Annotated in this window: 19 protein-coding genes; 17 read left to right on the top strand and 2 right to left on the bottom strand. The window is 37.5% G+C overall.

Annotation, left to right across the window (positions count from 1 at the left end):
• Window positions 1-18: 18 nt before the first annotated feature.
• From CNR22_18455 to CNR22_18420, 8 genes are all read left to right on the top strand, one after another.
• Window positions 19-1,026: a cytochrome C class I gene (locus tag CNR22_18455; protein ID PBQ33675.1), complete on the top strand. Its 1,008-nt coding sequence runs from the start codon at window positions 19-21 to the stop codon at window positions 1,024-1,026.
• Window positions 1,027-1,054: 28 nt separating this feature from the next.
• A complete protein-coding gene (locus CNR22_18450) occupies window positions 1,055-1,480 on the top strand; it encodes a hypothetical protein (GenBank protein PBQ33674.1) in 426 nt (141 codons plus the stop codon).
• A gap of 363 nt (window positions 1,481-1,843) precedes the next feature.
• Window positions 1,844-2,161 carry a hypothetical protein gene (locus CNR22_18445; GenBank protein ID PBQ33673.1) on the top strand — a complete coding sequence of 106 codons (318 nt, stop codon included), beginning with the start codon at window positions 1,844-1,846 and terminating at the stop codon, window positions 2,159-2,161.
• Window positions 2,162-2,257: 96 nt separating this feature from the next.
• Window positions 2,258-3,223, top strand: coding sequence for a diacylglyceryl transferase (locus CNR22_18440; protein PBQ33672.1), 966 nt, complete (start codon window positions 2,258-2,260; stop codon window positions 3,221-3,223).
• A 179-nt stretch (window positions 3,224-3,402) separates the two neighbouring features.
• Window positions 3,403-4,518, top strand: a complete 1,116-nt coding sequence (locus tag CNR22_18435; protein PBQ33671.1) for an efflux transporter periplasmic adaptor subunit — start codon at window positions 3,403-3,405, stop codon at window positions 4,516-4,518.
• A gap of 17 nt (window positions 4,519-4,535) precedes the next feature.
• Complete coding sequence (locus tag CNR22_18430; protein PBQ33670.1) at window positions 4,536-7,694, top strand: hydrophobe/amphiphile efflux-1 family RND transporter; 3,159 nt, start codon at window positions 4,536-4,538, stop codon at window positions 7,692-7,694.
• A 9-nt stretch (window positions 7,695-7,703) separates the two neighbouring features.
• The gene (locus CNR22_18425; GenBank protein PBQ33669.1) at window positions 7,704-9,137 is read left to right on the top strand and encodes an RND transporter; all 1,434 of its coding nucleotides are present in this window, start codon (window positions 7,704-7,706) and stop codon (window positions 9,135-9,137) included.
• Between the two features lie 96 nt (window positions 9,138-9,233).
• A complete protein-coding gene (locus CNR22_18420; protein PBQ33668.1) occupies window positions 9,234-9,671 on the top strand; it encodes a hypothetical protein in 438 nt (145 codons plus the stop codon).
• A 4-nt stretch (window positions 9,672-9,675) separates the two neighbouring features.
• Here the strand turns inward: CNR22_18420 and CNR22_18415 are convergent, their stop codons facing one another.
• Window positions 9,676-9,981 carry an endonuclease gene (locus tag CNR22_18415; protein PBQ33667.1) on the bottom strand — a complete coding sequence of 102 codons (306 nt, stop codon included), beginning with the start codon at window positions 9,979-9,981 and terminating at the stop codon, window positions 9,676-9,678.
• 1,094 nt (window positions 9,982-11,075) lie between these two features.
• Between CNR22_18415 and CNR22_18410 the strand changes: the two genes are divergently transcribed.
• Both CNR22_18410 and CNR22_18405 read left to right on the top strand, forming a co-directional pair.
• The gene (locus CNR22_18410; GenBank protein PBQ33666.1) at window positions 11,076-11,936 is read left to right on the top strand and encodes a hypothetical protein; all 861 of its coding nucleotides are present in this window, start codon (window positions 11,076-11,078) and stop codon (window positions 11,934-11,936) included.
• Window positions 11,937-11,960: 24 nt separating this feature from the next.
• A complete protein-coding gene (locus tag CNR22_18405; GenBank protein PBQ33665.1) occupies window positions 11,961-12,629 on the top strand; it encodes a hypothetical protein in 669 nt (222 codons plus the stop codon).
• 61 nt (window positions 12,630-12,690) lie between these two features.
• Here CNR22_18405 and CNR22_18400 read toward each other — a convergent pair whose 3' ends face one another.
• Window positions 12,691-12,885: a hypothetical protein gene (locus CNR22_18400; protein PBQ33664.1), complete on the bottom strand. Its 195-nt coding sequence runs from the start codon at window positions 12,883-12,885 to the stop codon at window positions 12,691-12,693.
• A gap of 196 nt (window positions 12,886-13,081) precedes the next feature.
• Between CNR22_18400 and CNR22_18395 the strand changes: the two genes are divergently transcribed.
• From CNR22_18395 to CNR22_18365, 7 genes are all read left to right on the top strand, one after another.
• Window positions 13,082-13,915: a hypothetical protein gene (locus CNR22_18395; GenBank protein ID PBQ33663.1), complete on the top strand. Its 834-nt coding sequence runs from the start codon at window positions 13,082-13,084 to the stop codon at window positions 13,913-13,915.
• Between the two features lie 103 nt (window positions 13,916-14,018).
• The gene (locus CNR22_18390; GenBank protein PBQ33662.1) at window positions 14,019-14,798 is read left to right on the top strand and encodes a hypothetical protein; all 780 of its coding nucleotides are present in this window, start codon (window positions 14,019-14,021) and stop codon (window positions 14,796-14,798) included.
• A 20-nt stretch (window positions 14,799-14,818) separates the two neighbouring features.
• Window positions 14,819-15,871: a hypothetical protein gene (locus CNR22_18385; GenBank protein PBQ33661.1), complete on the top strand. Its 1,053-nt coding sequence runs from the start codon at window positions 14,819-14,821 to the stop codon at window positions 15,869-15,871.
• A 32-nt stretch (window positions 15,872-15,903) separates the two neighbouring features.
• On the top strand, window positions 15,904-17,157 hold the full coding sequence (locus CNR22_18380) for a hypothetical protein (protein ID PBQ33660.1): 1,254 nt from the start codon (window positions 15,904-15,906) through the stop codon (window positions 17,155-17,157).
• A gap of 7 nt (window positions 17,158-17,164) precedes the next feature.
• Entirely contained in the window at window positions 17,165-17,431 is a 267-nt protein-coding gene (locus CNR22_18375) for a hypothetical protein (GenBank protein ID PBQ33659.1), read from the top strand.
• Entirely contained in the window at window positions 17,432-17,929 is a 498-nt protein-coding gene (locus CNR22_18370) for a hypothetical protein (protein PBQ33658.1), read from the top strand.
• 5 nt (window positions 17,930-17,934) lie between these two features.
• Window positions 17,935-18,261: a hypothetical protein gene (locus CNR22_18365; protein PBQ33657.1), complete on the top strand. Its 327-nt coding sequence runs from the start codon at window positions 17,935-17,937 to the stop codon at window positions 18,259-18,261.
• Window positions 18,262-18,393 lie beyond the last annotated feature (132 nt).

Here is an 18,393-nt window from a genome sequence, read left to right as displayed (position 1 = left end):
AAGGTATTTTAAAATTTTATGGAACTAACTATGCGCAAACTTTTAATCTACATACCCGTATTTATTTTTTTCGGCTGCAGTCAAAAAAATTCAAATAGATCATCCCGGTTGTCTTCTGTCGAAAAACGTGCACCTGCTGTTTCCGCAGAACAATATGCTGTGCCAGATACAGCAAGCTTAGCAAATGATGATTGGGCCAGGGCGGTTAAGTATGGACTATTGCTTGTAAAAAATACAGCACACTATATCGGCCCCGAAGGTACTGTAAGCAAAAATCTGAAGAACAAGATGAATTGTACCAATTGCCATTTAGAAAACGGAACAAGGCCATTTGGCCTTAATTTTTTCGACTCACACCGAACCTATCCACAATACAGAGCAAGAGAAGATAAGATTTTGACAATGGAACAACGCGTTAATAACTGTATCGAACGCCCTCATAGTGGAAAACCTTTGCCTTTAAATTCGAAGGAAATGGTAGCTATAGTGTCGTACATCAAATGGATTGGAGAATCGTACCATCCCCAAAGGCATGTCGGCTATGGATTAAAAACTATAGACTATAAGGGTTTAACTGCCGACCCGTTACGCGGAGCGGCTGTCTATAGCACACATTGCGAAAGTTGTCATCAAAAAAACGGAGAAGGGAAAATGAACCTTGAAAACACCACCTACATTTATCCTCCCTTGTGGGGAGAACACAGTTATCAGGAAACCTCAAGCATGCACCGCGTTATTAAAGCAGCAAGCTTTATTAAATACAATATGCCAAATCTTACAACCAGTCATGATAATCCCACGCTAAGCGATCAGGAAGCTCTGGATGTAGCGGCATTTATAAATGACGGAAGAATTCATAAAAGACCAAAAACACCCTACAGTTCTTATCAGAACACGGAAACAAAACCCATTGACTTTTTTCAAGGACCTTACACCGACCCGTTTTCAGAAGAACAGCATACTTTTGGTCCGTGGGATCAAATAGAAGAATATTACTTAAGCAAAGGACTCAGGATTCACAAATAAAAATGAGTGTCCAAATTATAAAAATGAAATTCTTATTTGCCTCGATAAATCGCCTTCCACTCATGTTGTATTAAACGCTGCCCGCGACCTGATTTCAAAAACTTCTAATAACGCAGACATTTATGTATTGCATATGATTGGTGAAACACTTGCAAATAGCATTGATGAGGCCGACATTGAATTAAAATCGGCCTTAAGAGCGCGAAGCCGGGAAATAGAAAGAATGGCGGAAAATACATTTCTAAAAACAATTACCTACCTCGAAGAATATGGCTTGCCCAACGAAAAAATAACCGAACTTTTAAAAAAATCTGATTACGATTTACTCATTGTAGGATCACATGGTAGAACGCGGTTAAAAAACACTTTATTTGGAAGTTACGCGACGACTGTTTTAAGCGATTCACCCAAGCCGGTTACTATCGCCAGAGTTTCATTAAATGAAAAAAAATAATTATTTAAAGAAAAAGTGTTTCGCAATTTAAAATCACCTGTTAATGCTCTCTGAAATTTTACTTTATTAAATATCTGATTCAGCTAAAAAGGCTTTACTGGTGGGAAACAAAACCTTCTCTTAAACTATCCGACCGTTGCTTTTTTTGATTTATTGGGATTTTATTTTCTGAGAGCACCTTCGTATTGATAATTGTCAACCTTTGCGAAAAAAAAAACAAATAAGTTAGAGCTTTCAAATTTTAAAGCTTTTGCAACAAATGCTCATTTGACCTTTTGTAAGCATGAAGTTTTTCAGGTCATTGTTTGATTTTTTTAATTTGATTTTTTGTCGAAGCACTTTAAATACATAGCTGTTATAGTATTGGCGATTCTTTCGCTCGCAGGAAAGAGTATAACTACTGGGCTTATCACAAAGCGTGATTCTGCATGCGTAATTCTTAGTGCGAAAAGTAATATTTCAGATGACAAAAAAAACCAGGTAAATAACACTCCGGATGAAAATCCTAATTTTAAAAGAAAATATAAGGCTAAAGGCACCCAGATTGCAATCTTACAGATCACAAAAGTAAAAGTGGATCAGTATTTTAGATTTACCGGATATCCATCTCTTGTTGAACTAAAATCAAGCGTTCTCAACGACTCTTTCTACTGTCCAAAAAGAGGTCCCCCAAAAGTTTAAACTCAAGTTTCTTTTTAAATGGCATTAGCACCTGTGCTCTTGCTGGTCGATCGTTTCTGCGAAAGACTCTAAGTAGTTTCACTTTAATTTAAAAACATGTATCCCACAATTTCTCACTTGATAAAAGATGTTACAGGTATATGGATTTCCTTACCTGTTCAAACATTCGGATTTTTTATGGCATTAAGCATTCTCACGGGTTATTATTTTTTGAACAGCGAGGTAAAAAGAAAGGGAAAAACACATTTGATTCAAAGCTTTGTGACTAAAAAAGGCCGGGTTGTAAGACCTCATGAACAAATAAACACAAGTGTATTGATTGCACTAGTTTCAGGAATTATTGGTGCCAGACTTTTTTCAATTCTGGAATATCCAAATGCATTTCTTGAAGCTCCTCTTTACACTTTATTGTCCCCCTCGGATTTTACCTACTATGGCGGACTTATTATTGGCGCAATTGCAGTTGCATTTTATGCGAGAACAGTAAATTTAAAGTTTGTTCATTTAGCAGATGCTGCCGCACCAGCTTTAATGATAGCTTATGCTATTGGACGACTTGGATGTCATTTATCCGGAGATGGAGACTGGGGAATTGACAACCTGGGTGCCAGTCCCGCAATTTTTGGTTTTTTGCCAGATTCATTCTGGGCGTGCAACTACCCTCATAATGTTATCGGAGCAGGTGTGCCAATAGCAAATTGTTTTGATGACTATTGCATGCAACTGAGCAAACCGGTATTTCCAACCGCATTACATGAAAGCATCGTTTGTTCTTTATTATTTCTTGTATTATGGTTTCTTCGAAAAAGAATAATAGTACCTGGTGTTATGTTGGGATGCTATCTGATTTTAAATGGAATAGAACGTTTTCTTGTAGAGCAAATAAGAATAGAAGTAGAATTCACCTGGTTTGGCATCCGGTTTAAGCAAGCAGAGGCAATAGCTTTGTCATTTCTAACAGTGGGCATTTGCATGCTTCTTTTTATACTGAAAGTCCGGCAAAATAAAAAAGCTGTTATCACCAGCACTTACCTGAAATTTAATAATGAGTACAACAGATAATTTATACCGCGAGGCATTTATAAATTATAAAGCTCACTGTAATTTGAAAACCACTTGTGGACGACTGAAATTGCTTCGCTTGTTTCGTAAAAAGTGCATGCAGAAGCGGAAGTAATTAATCGTCAGAGTAACTAACATTAAACGCATAACTAATAAACACACCACGAATCCGTAAACTTATGAAAGTATTTTTTTTCCTGGCAGGACTATCCCTATTTATTGCATCCTGCGGGCACATCAGTTTAAAAACCAAATCCCTGGAAACATTTCCTGTAACCAGTCCAGTCTTTATAGACACACTATATACAAATGAATATGTTTCAGACATTCATGCGGTTCAAAACATTGAACTCAGGGCAAGAATAAAAGGCTACATCGAAGGTATTTATGTAGATGAAGGGCAAACCGTGAAAGAGGGAGAGGTACTTTTCAGAATAAGCAGTCAGCTTTATAAAGAGGAACTTTTAAAAGCAAAGGCCATGGTAAAGAGTGCAATAGCCGAAGCAAAGTCAGCTGAACTGGATCTGCAAAACGTAAAAACACTGGTTGAAAAAAACATTGTGTCAAAAACAGAATTGGAAATGGCTAAATCAAAACTCGATGCCCTGAATGCCAAAATTGAGGAGGTGCAATCGTACGAAGCCAGCGCAAAATTACGTTTGCAATTCACCGAGATCAAAGCACCATTTAACGGAATAATAAACAGGATTCCATATAAGATAGGAAGCTTAATTGATGAAGGAACGTTGTTAACGACTCTCTCAGACAACAGGGAGGTATTCGCCTATTTTCACGTTTCGGAAAAAGAATATCTTGATTTTGCGGCAAATCTGAAAGACTCTACCAAGAAAAACGACGTTACTTTAATACTAGCAAATAACAGCGTACATCCCTATGTGGGCACGATCGAAACTATTGAGGGCGAATTTGACAACAATACAGGAAGTATTGCTATCAGGGCGCGATTTCCAAATAAAGAACGGATCTTGAAACATGGCTCCAGCGGAAAAATCCTTATAAAACGTTCGCTTAGAAAAGCCCTTGTAGTTCCTCAAAAATCAACATTTGAAATCCAGGACCGGATTTATGTTTTTGTTGTTGACTCAAATAATAAAGTAAGCATGAAAAGCATAACGGCAGGACTTCGACTACCACATTTGTATGTTGTTCAGTCAGGCCTCACACCCTCCGACAAAATAATATATGAGGGAATACAAGAGGTAAAGGATGGCGCTAAAATAAATTCGAAGATAATTACTATGCGGGAGATCATCGCAGAACTAGAAAAAAATTAAAAAACCACTTAGTATTTATGTTTACCACATTTATAAACAGACCCGTTTTATCTATCGTTATATCTTTGATATTAACACTCTTAGGGGCACTCTCTATGACACAACTGCCGGTTACCCAGTTTCCGGAGATAGAGCCCCCGTCTGTAACAGTAACAACCAAGTACACCGGGGCTAATGCTGAGGTTTGTGCAAAGGCAGTAGTTACACCGCTCGAACGTTCTATTAATGGCGTTCCGGGAATGAATTACATGACCTCTGTTTCGGGAAACGATGGAACAAGTATTATTCAGGTGTATTTTGAATCTGGCACAGATCCAGATTTAGCCGCTGTGAATGTTCAAAACAGAGTAACAACCGTTTTGGATGAACTGCCCGAAGAAGTTATTCAGGCGGGTGTTATCACAGAAAAAGAAGTAAATAGCATGCTCCTCTATTTAAACCTTATCAGCACAGATTCAACCGTCGGAGAAAAGTTTATTTACAATTTTGCTGACATAAACGTACTGGCTGAACTTAAAAGAATTGACGGGGTAGGTTTTGCAGACATTATGGGCTCAAGGGAGTATGCCATGCGAATTTGGCTGAAGCCGGATAGGATGACCACTTACAATATATCTACGGATGATGTGATAGGCGCGCTGAGGGGACAAAATGTAGAGGCCGCCCCTGGCAAAGTAGGAGAAAGCTCGGGAAAAAAATCACAGTCACTACAATACGTTTTACGCTACACGGGTAAGTTTACCAGTGAAAAACAATATGAGAACATCGTTGTTAAAGCGGATGTAGAGGGTAAGCTCCTGCGTCTTAAAGACATTGCAGACATTGAATTCGGCTCACTTGATTACGATGTGTTATCGAAAGAGAACGGGCGGCCATCAGCTGCCATAATGCTCAAACAGCGGCCAGGGTCAAACGCTAGTGAAGTTATAGCAAATGTAAAGAAAAGAATGGCCGAACTAAAAGAGAGCTCTTTTCCACCAGGCATGGATTACACTTTAAGTTACGATGTTTCCAGATTTTTGGATGCATCCATTGATGAAGTACTGCGTACTCTTCTGGAAGCTTTCCTGCTTGTTGCTCTAGTGGTATTTATTTTTCTTCAGGATTTCAGATCTACATTAATTCCCGCCCTGGCGGTGCCAGTTTCGCTTATAGGCACTTTTCTTTTCATGCAACTATTTGGGTTCTCAATAAACCTGCTTACACTCTTCGCATTGGTGCTCTCCATTGGAATAGTGGTAGATAATGCCATTGTGGTTGTTGAGGCCGTGCATGCTAAAATGCAGACTTTGAATTTAGACGCAAGAACGGCAACGGTGCAAGCAATGCAGGAAATAAGCGGCGCGATCATCGCTATTACCTTAGTTATGTCTGCCGTGTTTATTCCTGTGGCATTTATGTCAGGCCCTGTTGGAGTTTTTTACCGGCAGTTTTCTATCACCATGGCCATCGCAATTATTATCTCAGGTATAAACGCTCTTACCTTAACACCTGCCCTATGCGCCATGCTACTTAAAAATACTCACGGCAGTACTGCTCCGAAAGGCCTAATACAGAGGTTTTTCAAATTCTTTAATAACATGTACGATAACATTGCCGACAAATATAAACGGCTGATAGAACTTATTATTGACAGAAGACTAGTTACCATTGTAGTACTTTTTGTTTTTGTGGCGGCCAGTTGGGGAACCCTGGCAATTGTTCCTTCCGGGTTTATTCCAACCGAAGATCAGGGCACAATCTACGCCAATATTACCACTCCTTCGGGTTCAACATTGGAGCGAACCGACGAGGTTACCAATAGGATCCAAAAAGCAAGTGAGAGTATATCTTCCATCGAAGGCGTTTCAACTCTGGCGGGATATAGCATGTTTACTGATGGCGCTGGCGCTTCTTTTGGAATGGCTATGATTACTTTAAAACCCTGGCATAGTAGAACCGAGTCTGTGGAAGACATTATTTCTGAGTTAAAGCAGAAAACCATAAACATTAAGGGCGCTAGTATTCAATTTTTTCCGCCACCAGCCGTTCCTGGCTATGGAAATTCAAGTGGCTTTGAATTTAGGATACAAGATAAAACAGGAAGTGGAGATCTTCATAAACTGGAAAAAGTGACAAAAGATTTTATTGTTGAATTAAACCAACAACCCGAGGTGCAAAATGTATTTACGAGTTACGACGCCAGCTTTCCCCAATATCTATTAAAAATAGACAATGATAAGGCTGCACAAAAAGGAGTTTCAATAGATATCGCAATGAACAATTTGCAAGCACTGATTGGAAGCTATTATGCCACCAATTTTATACGGTTCGGGCAAATGTATAAAGTGATGATCCAGGCATTACCAAAGTATAGGGCGCAACCGGAAGATATCCTTAAACTTTATATTAAAAGCAACAGTGGAGAGATGGTCTCTTATTCTGCCTTTACAGATATTGAGCGTGTTTATGGCCCCGAACAACTTACACGCTACAACATGTATAACTCCGCCATGATCAATGGAGAACCTTCTGAAGGCCACAGCACCGGCGATGCTATAAAAACAATCGAGAAGCTGGCGAAAAATAAATTACCCAAAGGATACTCTTTCGATTGGTCAGGTATGACACGCGATGAAATTTCTTCGGGTAGCCAGGGCATCTATATTTTTCTTATCTGCTTCTTATTTGTGTACTTGCTCTTAGCTGCTCAGTATGAAAGTTTTTTATTGCCTTTGCCAGTAATTTTATCCCTTCCCACGGGAATTTTCGGAGCCTTTTTTTTATTGCTTTTACTTGGATTGCAAAATAATATTTATGCACAAGTAGCGCTGATCATGCTAATAGGGCTCTTAGGAAAGAATGCGATCCTTATCGTAGAATTTGCGATTTTAAAACAGAAGGAAGGCTTATCCCCTCTGAAAGCCGCTATTGAAGGGGCAACCACACGTTTACGGCCTATTTTAATGACTTCTTTCGCTTTTATTTTCGGGCTAATTCCACTGGTGTTAGCCACCGGTGCGGGCGCTATAGGAAATAGAACAATTGGCGCAGCGGCTATTGGTGGAATGCTGTTCGGAACAATCTTTGGCCTGGTTATTATACCAGGTCTCTACGTGATTTTTGCTGAGCTGGCTCTGAAAATAAAAAAAGAAAATAAAAAACAACCTGTCGTAAATAATCCTTTAACGGAATAGTTTAATAAAATGAAAGTAGGACTAAAAATACGTTGGAGTTTTCTCACATGTCTCATTGTATGCTTGAGTCAGTGCAAAACCCTTCCCAAAACAGAAAATAAAATTCTTAAGAGTTTGCCCGTTTCCTACCACGAAAATAAGGACAGCAGTATTTCAACGGTCATTAAATGGGAATCTTTTTTCAAAGACTCCAATCTTGTTGCATTAATTAACGAAGGTTTGAGTGCGAACCTCGATCAGCTAATTGCTTTGCAAAGAATAGAAGTCGCTAAACAACGGATCACTTCGGCAAAAGGAGCTCTTTTGCCTGCCGTAGCTCTCAATATTTCAGCAGCTCAACGAAAGTATGGCCTGTACACAATGGATGGTGCCGGGAATAGTTCTACCGAAATTACCCCAGGAAAAATTGTTCCAGTTCACCTCCCTGATTATTATGCGGGGCTTCTTGCATCATGGGAAATCGACATTTGGGGCAGATTACGTAATAAAAAGAAAAAGGCGGTAGCTAAATATTTCAGCAGCATTGAAGGTCGAAACCTGGTTACAACTAACCTCATCGCACAGATTGCTGCAAATTACTATGAGCTGCGATCATTAGATAATCAATTAGCCATTGTAAAGGAAACCATAAAAATACAGGATGAAGCATTGCAGATAGTAGAAATACAGAAAGAGGCTGCGAGTGCCAATGAATTAGCGGTAAATCAATTTGAAGCCCAATTATTAAATTCGAAGAGTCTTGAGCTGGAAGTTCGGCAAAGTATTACGGAAATCGAAACGAAGATTAATTTTCTTTTGGGAAGGTATCCCCAGGCAATTAAACGGGATACCACAAACTTTGCAGATCAGCTGCCTCCTTCCGTAAAAGCAGGTATCCCTTCAGATCTCTTAAGAAATCGACCGGATATTAGAAGGTCAGAATTTGAACTCGCCGCAGCAAAAGCAGATGTAAAAAGCGCAAGAGCAGCTTTTTATCCAGCTCTAACCATCACTGGGTCTCTTGGCTACCAGGCCTTCAAAACAGCATTTCTTTTTTATTCACCTCAGTCGATCGCTTACACAATTTTGGGTGGCTTAACCGCACCACTCATCAACCGTACAGCTCTTAAGAGAGCATTCAGAACCGCGAATGCTGTGCAACTCGAAGCACTCTATAATTATCAGAAGTCTATTCTTACAGGCTATACCGAGGTCTATAATCAAATGTCAAAAATTGAAAGGCTGGGTAAAATGCTGGCATTTAAATCTCAGGAGGCAAAGGTTCTTACTAATGCGATTGAAACATCCTCTGTGCTGTTTAAAACAGGTAGAGCTAACTATATGGAAGTGCTTATGGCACAACGCAATTCTCTTAAATCTCAATTGGATCTTGTTACAACAAAGAAATTACAGTACCACGCTGTCATAGATATGTATAAAGCGCTTGGCGGTGGTTGGCAATAATTATAAAAACAGTACAGATGAAAATAAATCTTCTATTATGGGCAATGTGGGCCTTCGTGTTTTCAGCATTCACTCTTATCTTTTTTAGCTTTAAAGATGAGAACGATTCATTGCACAGAAGGACTTTTAATACTAGTTTGTCCGAAACGAAAAAATGGCGTTGTCGCAAAAAAAGTCATTGCAGATAAATTATATTTTAAGAATGGAAAATTGTTCAGTGACTTTCTTTACAAAAAGTTTGGGTATAAGTGGATAAGATACCGCATCAACAAAGACTCCATTTTTACCGATTCTACAGATACTGAAGTACGCTTCCTGTTAGTTGAAGCGTCAGCTACTGACGAAAAAAATCAAACCGTCTTAATCGATTTTACCACACAGGAATGGGATTTGGACGGCACAATTAAACTCACCAAAAATGATAAACTAAAAAAATACTACGATTTGGCAGGCAGAGAAAAAGGAGGAAAGCCTAAGAAGATAAAGAAGACAAAAAAAAATCAGGTATTCGAAATTATCAAAGAACCAGGATAGAAATCTATCGGGGCGAACCAGGGACCCCTTTATATTTCTCAACAAGATTTTCAGAAATCGAAGGGTGTTTTTTTAAATCTTCCAGATACTTTTTACTCTTCATCTTTTTTAGATGAGTTTCTATGCGCCTGGCTAGCGATCTGTCACCTACCTCTAAAAACCAAAAAATCTCCCAGGGTATCCCGGATTTTGTTGAGTTGGTATTTTTCCCGATATCATTATGAAACGCTAACCGCGTCAATACGTCGGGTGTTTCTCCAATGTAAAACTTATTAGTGTTTTGACTGAATATAACGTAAACGAAATGCATTATCTATAAAACAAAAAAGCCACTCCCGATAGCTATCGGGATTAGTGTGGCTTTTGTTGCTCCCTCTCCTGGGCTAAACACACACCAATTTATGATCGACCTGAATAAGCTCCAAGAAATTTATTTAGCATTAACTAGTTCATTATCTTAAAGTTAATAGTGAGCAAAGATAATTATGACATCGTGCTCAAAGTTGGTCAATATTACTATTCTAATCTTGGAATTAATTATCCCTTGAAGGATCTGACAGCCTTAAGAAAATTCTACAAAGAAGTAAAAAATAGCGAGTTAATTCCTGTTTAAAAAAAGAGATTTGTTTGAAATTTGCAAGTTTCCGGCTGCAGCAAAAATGCAATAGTGTGGTTGCTTGCAAGCGTTGGATTGGCTTTTTGCTGGTGTGGCTAGATTCTTTTCCATACATAAGCACTGCGATATTTATCTGGTAACTTCCTGTGTTCTTTACTATTTTTTAATCGATAATGTGCAATTATAATAATATGCAAACTCTTCTCACGATAAGACTTTTATTATCTGCTAAATCACACTTTTTTACCAATTATTAAAGCTCTTTATATACGCATTTCTAAAAAATTATGCTTCTCAATTATCAGTGCTATTTTCCCGATATTTTTTAACTTTCTCCCTGTTTTCTATCAGCTATGTATATTTTTTTTCTCTGTTCTACCTTTGCGGACGGAAATAACCAGTCACCATGACGTAACTCATATAAATTAATTTTAGGTGTCAATTGGAAGTTTTCTCAGCAAATCCAAAAGTGTAGTGCGGTAAAATGTTAAAACTGTGGAATAAAAACTATAAAAGTGTAGTTTTAAACTACTGGAAAAATGAATATTAGGTACCGGAAATACTTGAATCAACTACCGGATTTTCCGCCTGTCATTCTCAATATTTTTCGGTGATGTGCTTGAATCTGAACATGTAAGAAAATGTACGTTACAATAATTTAACGTGAGATGCCCGATATGACTAAATTTCGAAAGTTATTTTAACTACTTTGGAACAATATATTTTACCCAACCGCATCGTATCTTTTACATATTTGTTTCGTTTTCTGTAATTGGACTTACAAATTTATGCATTTGATCAAATGCCAAAACTTTATAAATAATTTAATTGTGGAACATCAAAGTGTTTTTTACGGAGCTTCTTTTTTCGTGGTATGCTTGGCGGCAATCGTTTGCGTCAACATTTATATTTTAAATGTTAGAAAGCAGACGAGGCGGGCAAAAGAAAAAGAGTACCATGATCGAGAACTTGAAAAGAAGTTGTCTATTTTTAAGTCTGCTTCCCAAGCAGAAGAGGAAGAGCGAGAGCGAATAGCAAGAAATTTACATGACGAAATAAATCTTATGCTTGCGGTTCATAAACAGGTGCTTGAAAAGCACGCTTTTAATATCGAGAATGGAAAATTTGTTCTTGATGAGTATTATGAGGAGATTGGTAACATTGAAATGATACGTGAGGCTGTAACGGCATGTGCGAATAATTTAGTGCCTGCATTTTTACTAAAGAATGGGCTTTTCGCAACTTTGCAAGATCATGTGAGACATATTAACCAAGGCGGGAAATTAAAGGCTAAGTGTAATGTTTTTGTGAATGAGAAAATTTCGAAATATTTTAATAAGCAGGATGAACTCAACATCTATCGCATTTGCCTTGAACTATTGAATAATGTTATGAAACATGCGCGTCCTAACTCATTAACAATAACTATTTCTATGCAAAAGAAAAGTCTTTTAATCCAGATTGATCATGATGGACAAAAAACGACTACTGAAAAAATCGAAAGAATTATTCATTCCAATCAAGGTCTTGGGTTGAAATCTATTAAGAGTCGAATGCTCATACAAAAGGCTAAGGTTACTTATTCCGATGATAAGAATGGGCCTGCGATAAGCTGCGTAATACCATCAAGTGAACTCTCGTATAATTAGTAATCATTTTTGTAAAAATTTTATATGCCTAATAAAATTTCTTTGGCTATAGCCGATGATCACACGCCTTTCAGAGAAGGTCTTATGTCGCTGTTTGAAAAATATAGCGACTTGAGAGTTGTATTTGACGCCAATGATGGCGGTGAAGTGATGGAAAAACTTAAGACTCATTCACCTGATATTGTGTTGATGGATTTGGATATGAATGGTATGAATGGAGAAGAAACTCTAGAACTGATAAAACAAAAATACCCAGAAATAAAGGTAATCATACTCACTGGACATTTCAACGAATCATTCGTAGTTAATTTTATCAAGAAGCAAGTACCTGCTATTCTAAGTAAAACCATGCTTACGAAAAAAATTGTTGAAGCCATTCGCACAGTCTATACAACAGGACATTACTTTGACGAAACAGTTTCTGAAATTATGGCCAAGGCAATTGCAGATTCGGCAAACGATCTTAATTCTAAAACCAAAAACGAAGTTAACCTGAACTTTCAGGAGATCCAGGTTTTAAAACTCATGTGCCTTGGTTTGGCGACAAAAAAAATTGCCGACAAATTACACAGATCAGAGCGAACTATTGATTATAACAGAAACTGTATTTGGCATAAGACCAATATAGAAAGTAAATCGATTTCGGAATTAATCTTATACGCTTTGAAACACCGGATACTTACAATCATGTAAATTACCTGGTTTTTGAACCTCATTTCATACAAGTGACCGAAATAAAAACGTAAACGTTGCATTAATCTACCACTAGATCAACACTGTTGATGGCAATAACGTTAGTGTAAATGATTTTCGAAAGAATTTCCCGATCAGAAAATACTCTTTTTCGATTCTCCAAAGTTATGATTTGATTTTCGAAATGCGTTTTGTTGGTCGTTCGGTTTATTACTTCGCAGACAACTTTATATTTTGATTCTTTGGATTTGCGCATTCTTCGGGATTTTGGGTATATGTAAGGTTAGAAAAGAATACAAGCAATGATCTAACGAACATGTTATTGGTTTATAGTCTTCAACAAAATATTGCTCCTCTTCTGGTACCTGAAGAGTGAAAATCCGGTAGTGAAAAATTTTTCCAGCAGTATTAGTGTATGGTACATTTATCCATAATTGTTTGTCACACTATTTATGAAAGATTTACACGAAGACCTTATGCTTATTGCAAAGGGCTATGAATTAAACGATCAGCCGAAAAAATCAGTGCTGTTTGTTATACACCGTCATTCAAACTTTGTAATCTATGAAGTTAAAGAGACTGGGCAGATCTCATACAAAACTTCTTCAGATTTTGAAGATAATACTTTTGAGATAGCTATCCAGCTTGATAAGGTTGAAGCTTTTTTGGGTGAAGATCCCACTTTGTGGGGGCAGTATAAAAACACTATGGCGGATGTTTACACGCTGTATCTTTCCAACAAACCTGAAAGAAAGAAAGCTGCTAAAAAACTTTTAGAAGAAGTAACCAGAGAGATTCAGTATAATAAATACAATAAGGTATATTACTTGTTACCATGTCTTGCTGCTGTTATACTTCTTTGTTTGTTTAGTCTTTCACTTAAAATCTATAATGACTTATTACCTAACAGCTATCACCCTATAAAAAATCATGTGATCGATTTAATAAACATGATGGTTTTTGGATCAATAGGAGGATTGTTGTCTATAGCGATTTACATAGATAAGCACGATCAGAAATTTAGCAGATTTACCGTGATACGAACCTATGCAGGTCTTTTTCGAATCCTTATTTCGATGCTCAGTGGGCTCATTATCTATATTATCTATAGAGCTGGTTTGCTTTATGCTATTAGTAATTCATCAAACAATTTTTTCATCTATGCACTAGCGGTTATTGGAGGCTTCAGTCAAAATCTTGTACCCAACCTTGCACATAAGAGCGAATCAATTATTTCGGGTACAGACAGCAACGCCGAGTCTGGACAAAAAGATTCTAATGCGTAATAGATTATTTCAGTTCCAGTAGTAAGACGCAAATTTTCCCGTACCAATTTAATTGTAATGGAAGTAATGAAGTATTTAATTTGTTTCAAACTCCCATAAATATATGCCTACTAATTCAGTTGAAATGCAACAAGAGTATCAACGACTGTTCGATACTTGTAAAATTAAAGTCGACAAGTATCCGTTGGTTGATGCAGCGATCGATAAGATAGTTGCAAATCGCGCCAAATATGAAGCCGTCTCAAAACGCACAGGGGTGCCATGGTACTTTATCGCTATAGTTCATACTATGGAAGGTGGCGGAAAATTTAATACTCACCTTCATAACGGAGACCCGTTGACTGCTAAAACCGTTCAAGTTCCAAAAAACAGACCAGCCACTGGAAGCCCACCCTTTACCTGGGAAGATAGTGCCTTTGACGCATTGATACTTAGAAAACTAGATAAGATTAGTAATTGGACGGTGCCAGAACTACTATATCAATTTGAAGGATATAATGGTTTTGGTTATCGCGTTAAGGGGATCAACTCACCCTACTTGTGGAGCTTTACAAATCAGTATACAAAGGGCAAATACACGGCTGATGGAATTTATGATCCGAATGCCGTATCAAAACAAATAGGCACTGCAGCTTTTCTTCGAAGAATGGCGGAAAAGCAAATAGTTGTGACCGGAGATGTAGATCCCATTTCACGGATTAAATCTTTAGGATCCAATGTTGTTTACAATCCAAAAAAGTATGATGAGAAAGCTAAAGAGCTACAACAATTACTAAGCAACGTTGGACAGCCTTTGAAAGCTGATGGCTTTGCCGGTACAAATACTTCAGACGCATTTTTCAGAGTTACCGGATCTTATTTAAAGGGTGATAAAAGACCATAAATAATTTAAAATAAATAGACATGGATGTATTTTCAATGCCGATAGTAACAGTAACTATAAGTCTGGTTATCTGTTGGGCTTTGTTTGCAATATTTTGCAGTACTATTAACGAAGCTGTTTCCCTTATGAAAGCAGAACGCGGACGGTTCATGAAAAAATGGCTGCTTAAACAATTGTTTGATCATCCAAATGGTGTGAATTGGGGATCTCTTTTATATATGCATGGGTCTATAGACTTGCTTAATCGTGCAACCTCTACACCAACTAATAATATTGAGTCACGACTCTTTGCTGAGACACTCATTGAAGTTGTAGGAAATTCTCAGATTGTTCAGATGAATAAACCTTCGGAGCTACCTTTTAGTTCCAGACTCCTAAACAATTTTAAAGCCGCTACACTCACTTTGAAACCAAGCGATGTAGTAAGTTTTTTTCAGAAGGCAATGCATTCGGCAGAGATGTGTAAAAACGCAAGTGGTAATGCGGATGAAACAGCTATCTATAATTGTCTTGTTAACCAGATTGAAAGTTGGTACAATGAAATGGGTGAACGATTAACCTACTGGTATCGTAAGAGAGCACGTGTACGACTTTTCTGGTTGGGCATTCTATTAGCTATACTTTTCAATATAGACAGTGTGCAATTATTTAATCATCTGCAGACTAATAAGTCTTCTCAGGCGGCGCTAATGAATTTTTACGAATCTAATACGGATCGTCTTAATACTTTAGCACGTGCAAATAACACGCTTGATAAAGATTCGCTGAAAGATAAGATAGTTAGCTATGGCAATCTCATGGATAGCTTAGCTCTTGAAGCAAACCTTCCCGTAGGATGGAGTCATAGCATTCTCAACAAACATAAACGCCAGGATAAAAATAGCGCAAATCAAGCACAGCTTCAGTCTGTGAAATCCAGCTCCTGGATTGATAAGCTATCAGTATTTCTTTTTGCTATTCTGTTTCCTAAACTCTTGGGTTTTGCTTTATCAGGTTTAGCCGCCAGTTTTGGAGCGCCGTTCTGGTTTGACTTACTGAAAAAAATATATTCACGTAAAACTAATAAAGCATGATTTATCACAATATGCATTCGCACATCTTTACGATGAACAATGCACCCGAGAAATTTCTTAGTTTGTATATGCCGGCAGTTGCTGCCAATGCTATAGATTCTTTGACAAGCACTGACGGCGGTGCTAAGGCGATGGAAAAACTTTTAAATGTTTTGGGAGGAGATAGCGGCAAAAGATATGCATGTTTTCTGCACGTAGGAAAGAGAGCGGGACAAATGGATGTTTTTCGAGATCTACTACAGCAGTATCCAGATGCCTCTATGAAAATTACAGCGCTTACCCTCTTTATGGAAGAGTTAGGTGTTGAAAGATCTGTATCAGGATATGAAGGGCAATTAGAAGAAATCATAAATGTAAAAAGGCGTTATCCTGAACGACTATTGATATTTCTAAGTGTTGATCCGCGCTGGAAGACAAGTGGCCAGGAATTGTTGACTACGGTAAAAACGTATTTTGACACCCAAATAAAAGTGGCGGAGTCACAACCAGCAATAAATGCTTTTACAGGCTTAAAATTATATCCCAGTACAGGATTTTATGCTTTTGATGAAAAGCTTAAGCCCACGTTTGAATGGGCTGCTCAGAATAACGTTCCAATTCTAACGCACTGCAGTTACCTCGGCGGAATATTCAATAACAACAGAGACTATTTAAATGCAAGTTTGAGAGCCTGGAATCCCTATTTACAAAGTTACCACGCTGCACCTAAACCAGGTCACAAACTTGAAAGTAAATTTTTCAGACGATTAATAAACACTCAGAAATTAGGTAACAATCAAAATTATTGCAGTTATTTTCTTGAGCCCGAAAGTTATAGAGCTATGCTACAATATTTTAAAGATCAAGGCACCCCTCTAAAATTGTGCTTTGCTCATTTTGGAGGTTCGGAGCATATGATGCTACAAAACACAATTAATAATGGAGGTAAAAATGCTGCAGATGATTATTATGGAGTAAATAATACAGTAAACTGGACCGCCCAAATTCAACAACTGATGCTTGACTTCGATTCTGTTTATACAGATGTATCCTACTCTCTTACTGACCATAAGACTCACGACTTTATCTTTAGTGAATTGAAAAAACCTTATGGAGACCGCATACTTTTTGGAACAGATTTTTTTATGACAGAGCGTGTGGCAAAAGAGAAAGATACGTTTGCAATATTCAGAAGGAAGGCTTTAGAATATTCTTTGGTTTCAAAACAGGGTGTGGCTAGCAATGCCTGGGATATCATGGCCAGTGCGAACGTAGAGAAGTATCTTAATAGTAAGTATTATTTATAGATAAAGCATGTCTGCCAAAAGCATAATTGAAGACGATTGGTCAGACTATGACAATCTCAAAATCACAGACGGTAGAGATGGAAGATTCTTTTCATGCACTGAACAATGGGAGGTAGAATATCTACGTAATAAAATTAAAAAATATCATACTGAATTTTCAGATGCCACTATTAACAAAGCCATACAGATTTGCTGTTCGCTCTATAAAGGGCAACAGCCGCGTATTGAATTTCTGCAAGCTGTTTTGATGCGTCTGGGATTAAAACCAAATTAAATGAAAAATACACATTTAGAGACTTTTGATTTCAAGAAAAGAGCCGGTTCAAAACGAATATTAAGTACAGCTCTGCTACTTGCTATTCTATTAGCTTGTTGTAAAGTTACTTTTATTTCGGGTTATGATCCAATTATAGAATCGACGGTTAGCGAGCTGCAAAAGAATTTTAATTTACATTTTATTAAACTCGCGAGGACTTTTCAGGATAATGATAGTACGAATCAAAAAGTTAAAAACTTTCAAGATTACTATGACAATATGAACGCAAGCTTATTTGTTTTGAAAAGCAGAACAAAGTACTTAGACAAAAAAGGAGCATTGGTAAAGAAGCAAATTACGAATCTTGACAGTACCTTGCATGCCTTTGAGAGTCTGCATAAATCGCCTGGTTTTAAAGATAGTTATGTTGATGACAGACACGATATAAGGGATGCGGTAAACGCCTCTTTTGAATCTATTATCAGGCTTCAGGAAGCAGTTAAACCTAAAAAATAAATAAGATGGATTACGAGCAGATTTTAAAAGACTCCTTTGAGGTAACAAAAATCATTGTTGGAAAATCGTGGAAGAAAGTAAAGCCTTATGCGGAAACTGAGTTTAAAAAATTCGCTGAAAATGCTGAGGATCTTGCTAAACTGAAGCTGTTGGGTGAAATTTCGGAGGAAGAGCTTAAGCAAAGGATAATAATTCAGAGAACTAGTCTTTCAAACGTACTTATTGCAATACAAGGTATTGCTTTGGTTACTGCGCAGGATGTGGTGAATGCGGTTTTGGGAATTGTATCGAAAGCTATTTTTACTGCGTTAAAAGTTGTCCTGCCTATCTAAGGACAAATCAATTACTGTACTATTATTTTTTAGAAAAGACAAATTAAAGCTATTTTACAAGATGAACACATTTATTTTTCAAGCGGCACCGGGCAATTTTGATTTATGAAAAAAATTAAGAGTAGGTGATAA

It is taken from the genome of Sphingobacteriaceae bacterium, from assembly GCA_002319075.1.
Taxonomy (GTDB): domain Bacteria; phylum Bacteroidota; class Bacteroidia; order B-17B0; family Aurantibacillaceae; genus Aurantibacillus.
This window is presented reverse-complemented; position numbering and strand designations above follow the sequence as displayed.

Bases quoted from the DNA above. Each gene is read 5' to 3' on its own strand.
- CNR22_18390 (PBQ33662.1), top strand. From the start codon at position 14,019: ATGCCTACTAATTCAGTTGAAATGCAACAAGAGTATCAACGACTGTTC.
- CNR22_18380 (PBQ33660.1), top strand. From the start codon at position 15,904: ATGAACAATGCACCCGAGAAATTTCTTAGTTTGTATATGCCGGCAGTT.
- CNR22_18400 (PBQ33664.1), bottom strand. From the start codon at position 12,885: ATGCGCAAATCCAAAGAATCAAAATATAAAGTTGTCTGCGAAGTAATA.
- CNR22_18435 (PBQ33671.1), top strand. From the start codon at position 3,403: ATGAAAGTATTTTTTTTCCTGGCAGGACTATCCCTATTTATTGCATCC.
- CNR22_18440 (PBQ33672.1), top strand. From the start codon at position 2,258: ATGTATCCCACAATTTCTCACTTGATAAAAGATGTTACAGGTATATGG.
- CNR22_18425 (PBQ33669.1), top strand. From the start codon at position 7,704: ATGAAAGTAGGACTAAAAATACGTTGGAGTTTTCTCACATGTCTCATT.
- CNR22_18395 (PBQ33663.1), top strand. From the start codon at position 13,082: ATGAAAGATTTACACGAAGACCTTATGCTTATTGCAAAGGGCTATGAA.
- CNR22_18410 (PBQ33666.1), top strand. From the start codon at position 11,076: ATGCATTTGATCAAATGCCAAAACTTTATAAATAATTTAATTGTGGAA.
- CNR22_18420 (PBQ33668.1), top strand. From the start codon at position 9,234: ATGAGAACGATTCATTGCACAGAAGGACTTTTAATACTAGTTTGTCCG.
- CNR22_18430 (PBQ33670.1), top strand. From the start codon at position 4,536: ATGTTTACCACATTTATAAACAGACCCGTTTTATCTATCGTTATATCT.
- CNR22_18415 (PBQ33667.1), bottom strand. From the start codon at position 9,981: ATGCATTTCGTTTACGTTATATTCAGTCAAAACACTAATAAGTTTTAC.
- CNR22_18385 (PBQ33661.1), top strand. From the start codon at position 14,819: ATGGATGTATTTTCAATGCCGATAGTAACAGTAACTATAAGTCTGGTT.
- CNR22_18405 (PBQ33665.1), top strand. From the start codon at position 11,961: ATGCCTAATAAAATTTCTTTGGCTATAGCCGATGATCACACGCCTTTC.
- CNR22_18365 (PBQ33657.1), top strand. From the start codon at position 17,935: ATGGATTACGAGCAGATTTTAAAAGACTCCTTTGAGGTAACAAAAATC.
- CNR22_18375 (PBQ33659.1), top strand. From the start codon at position 17,165: ATGTCTGCCAAAAGCATAATTGAAGACGATTGGTCAGACTATGACAAT.
- CNR22_18455 (PBQ33675.1), top strand. From the start codon at position 19: ATGGAACTAACTATGCGCAAACTTTTAATCTACATACCCGTATTTATT.
- CNR22_18370 (PBQ33658.1), top strand. From the start codon at position 17,432: ATGAAAAATACACATTTAGAGACTTTTGATTTCAAGAAAAGAGCCGGT.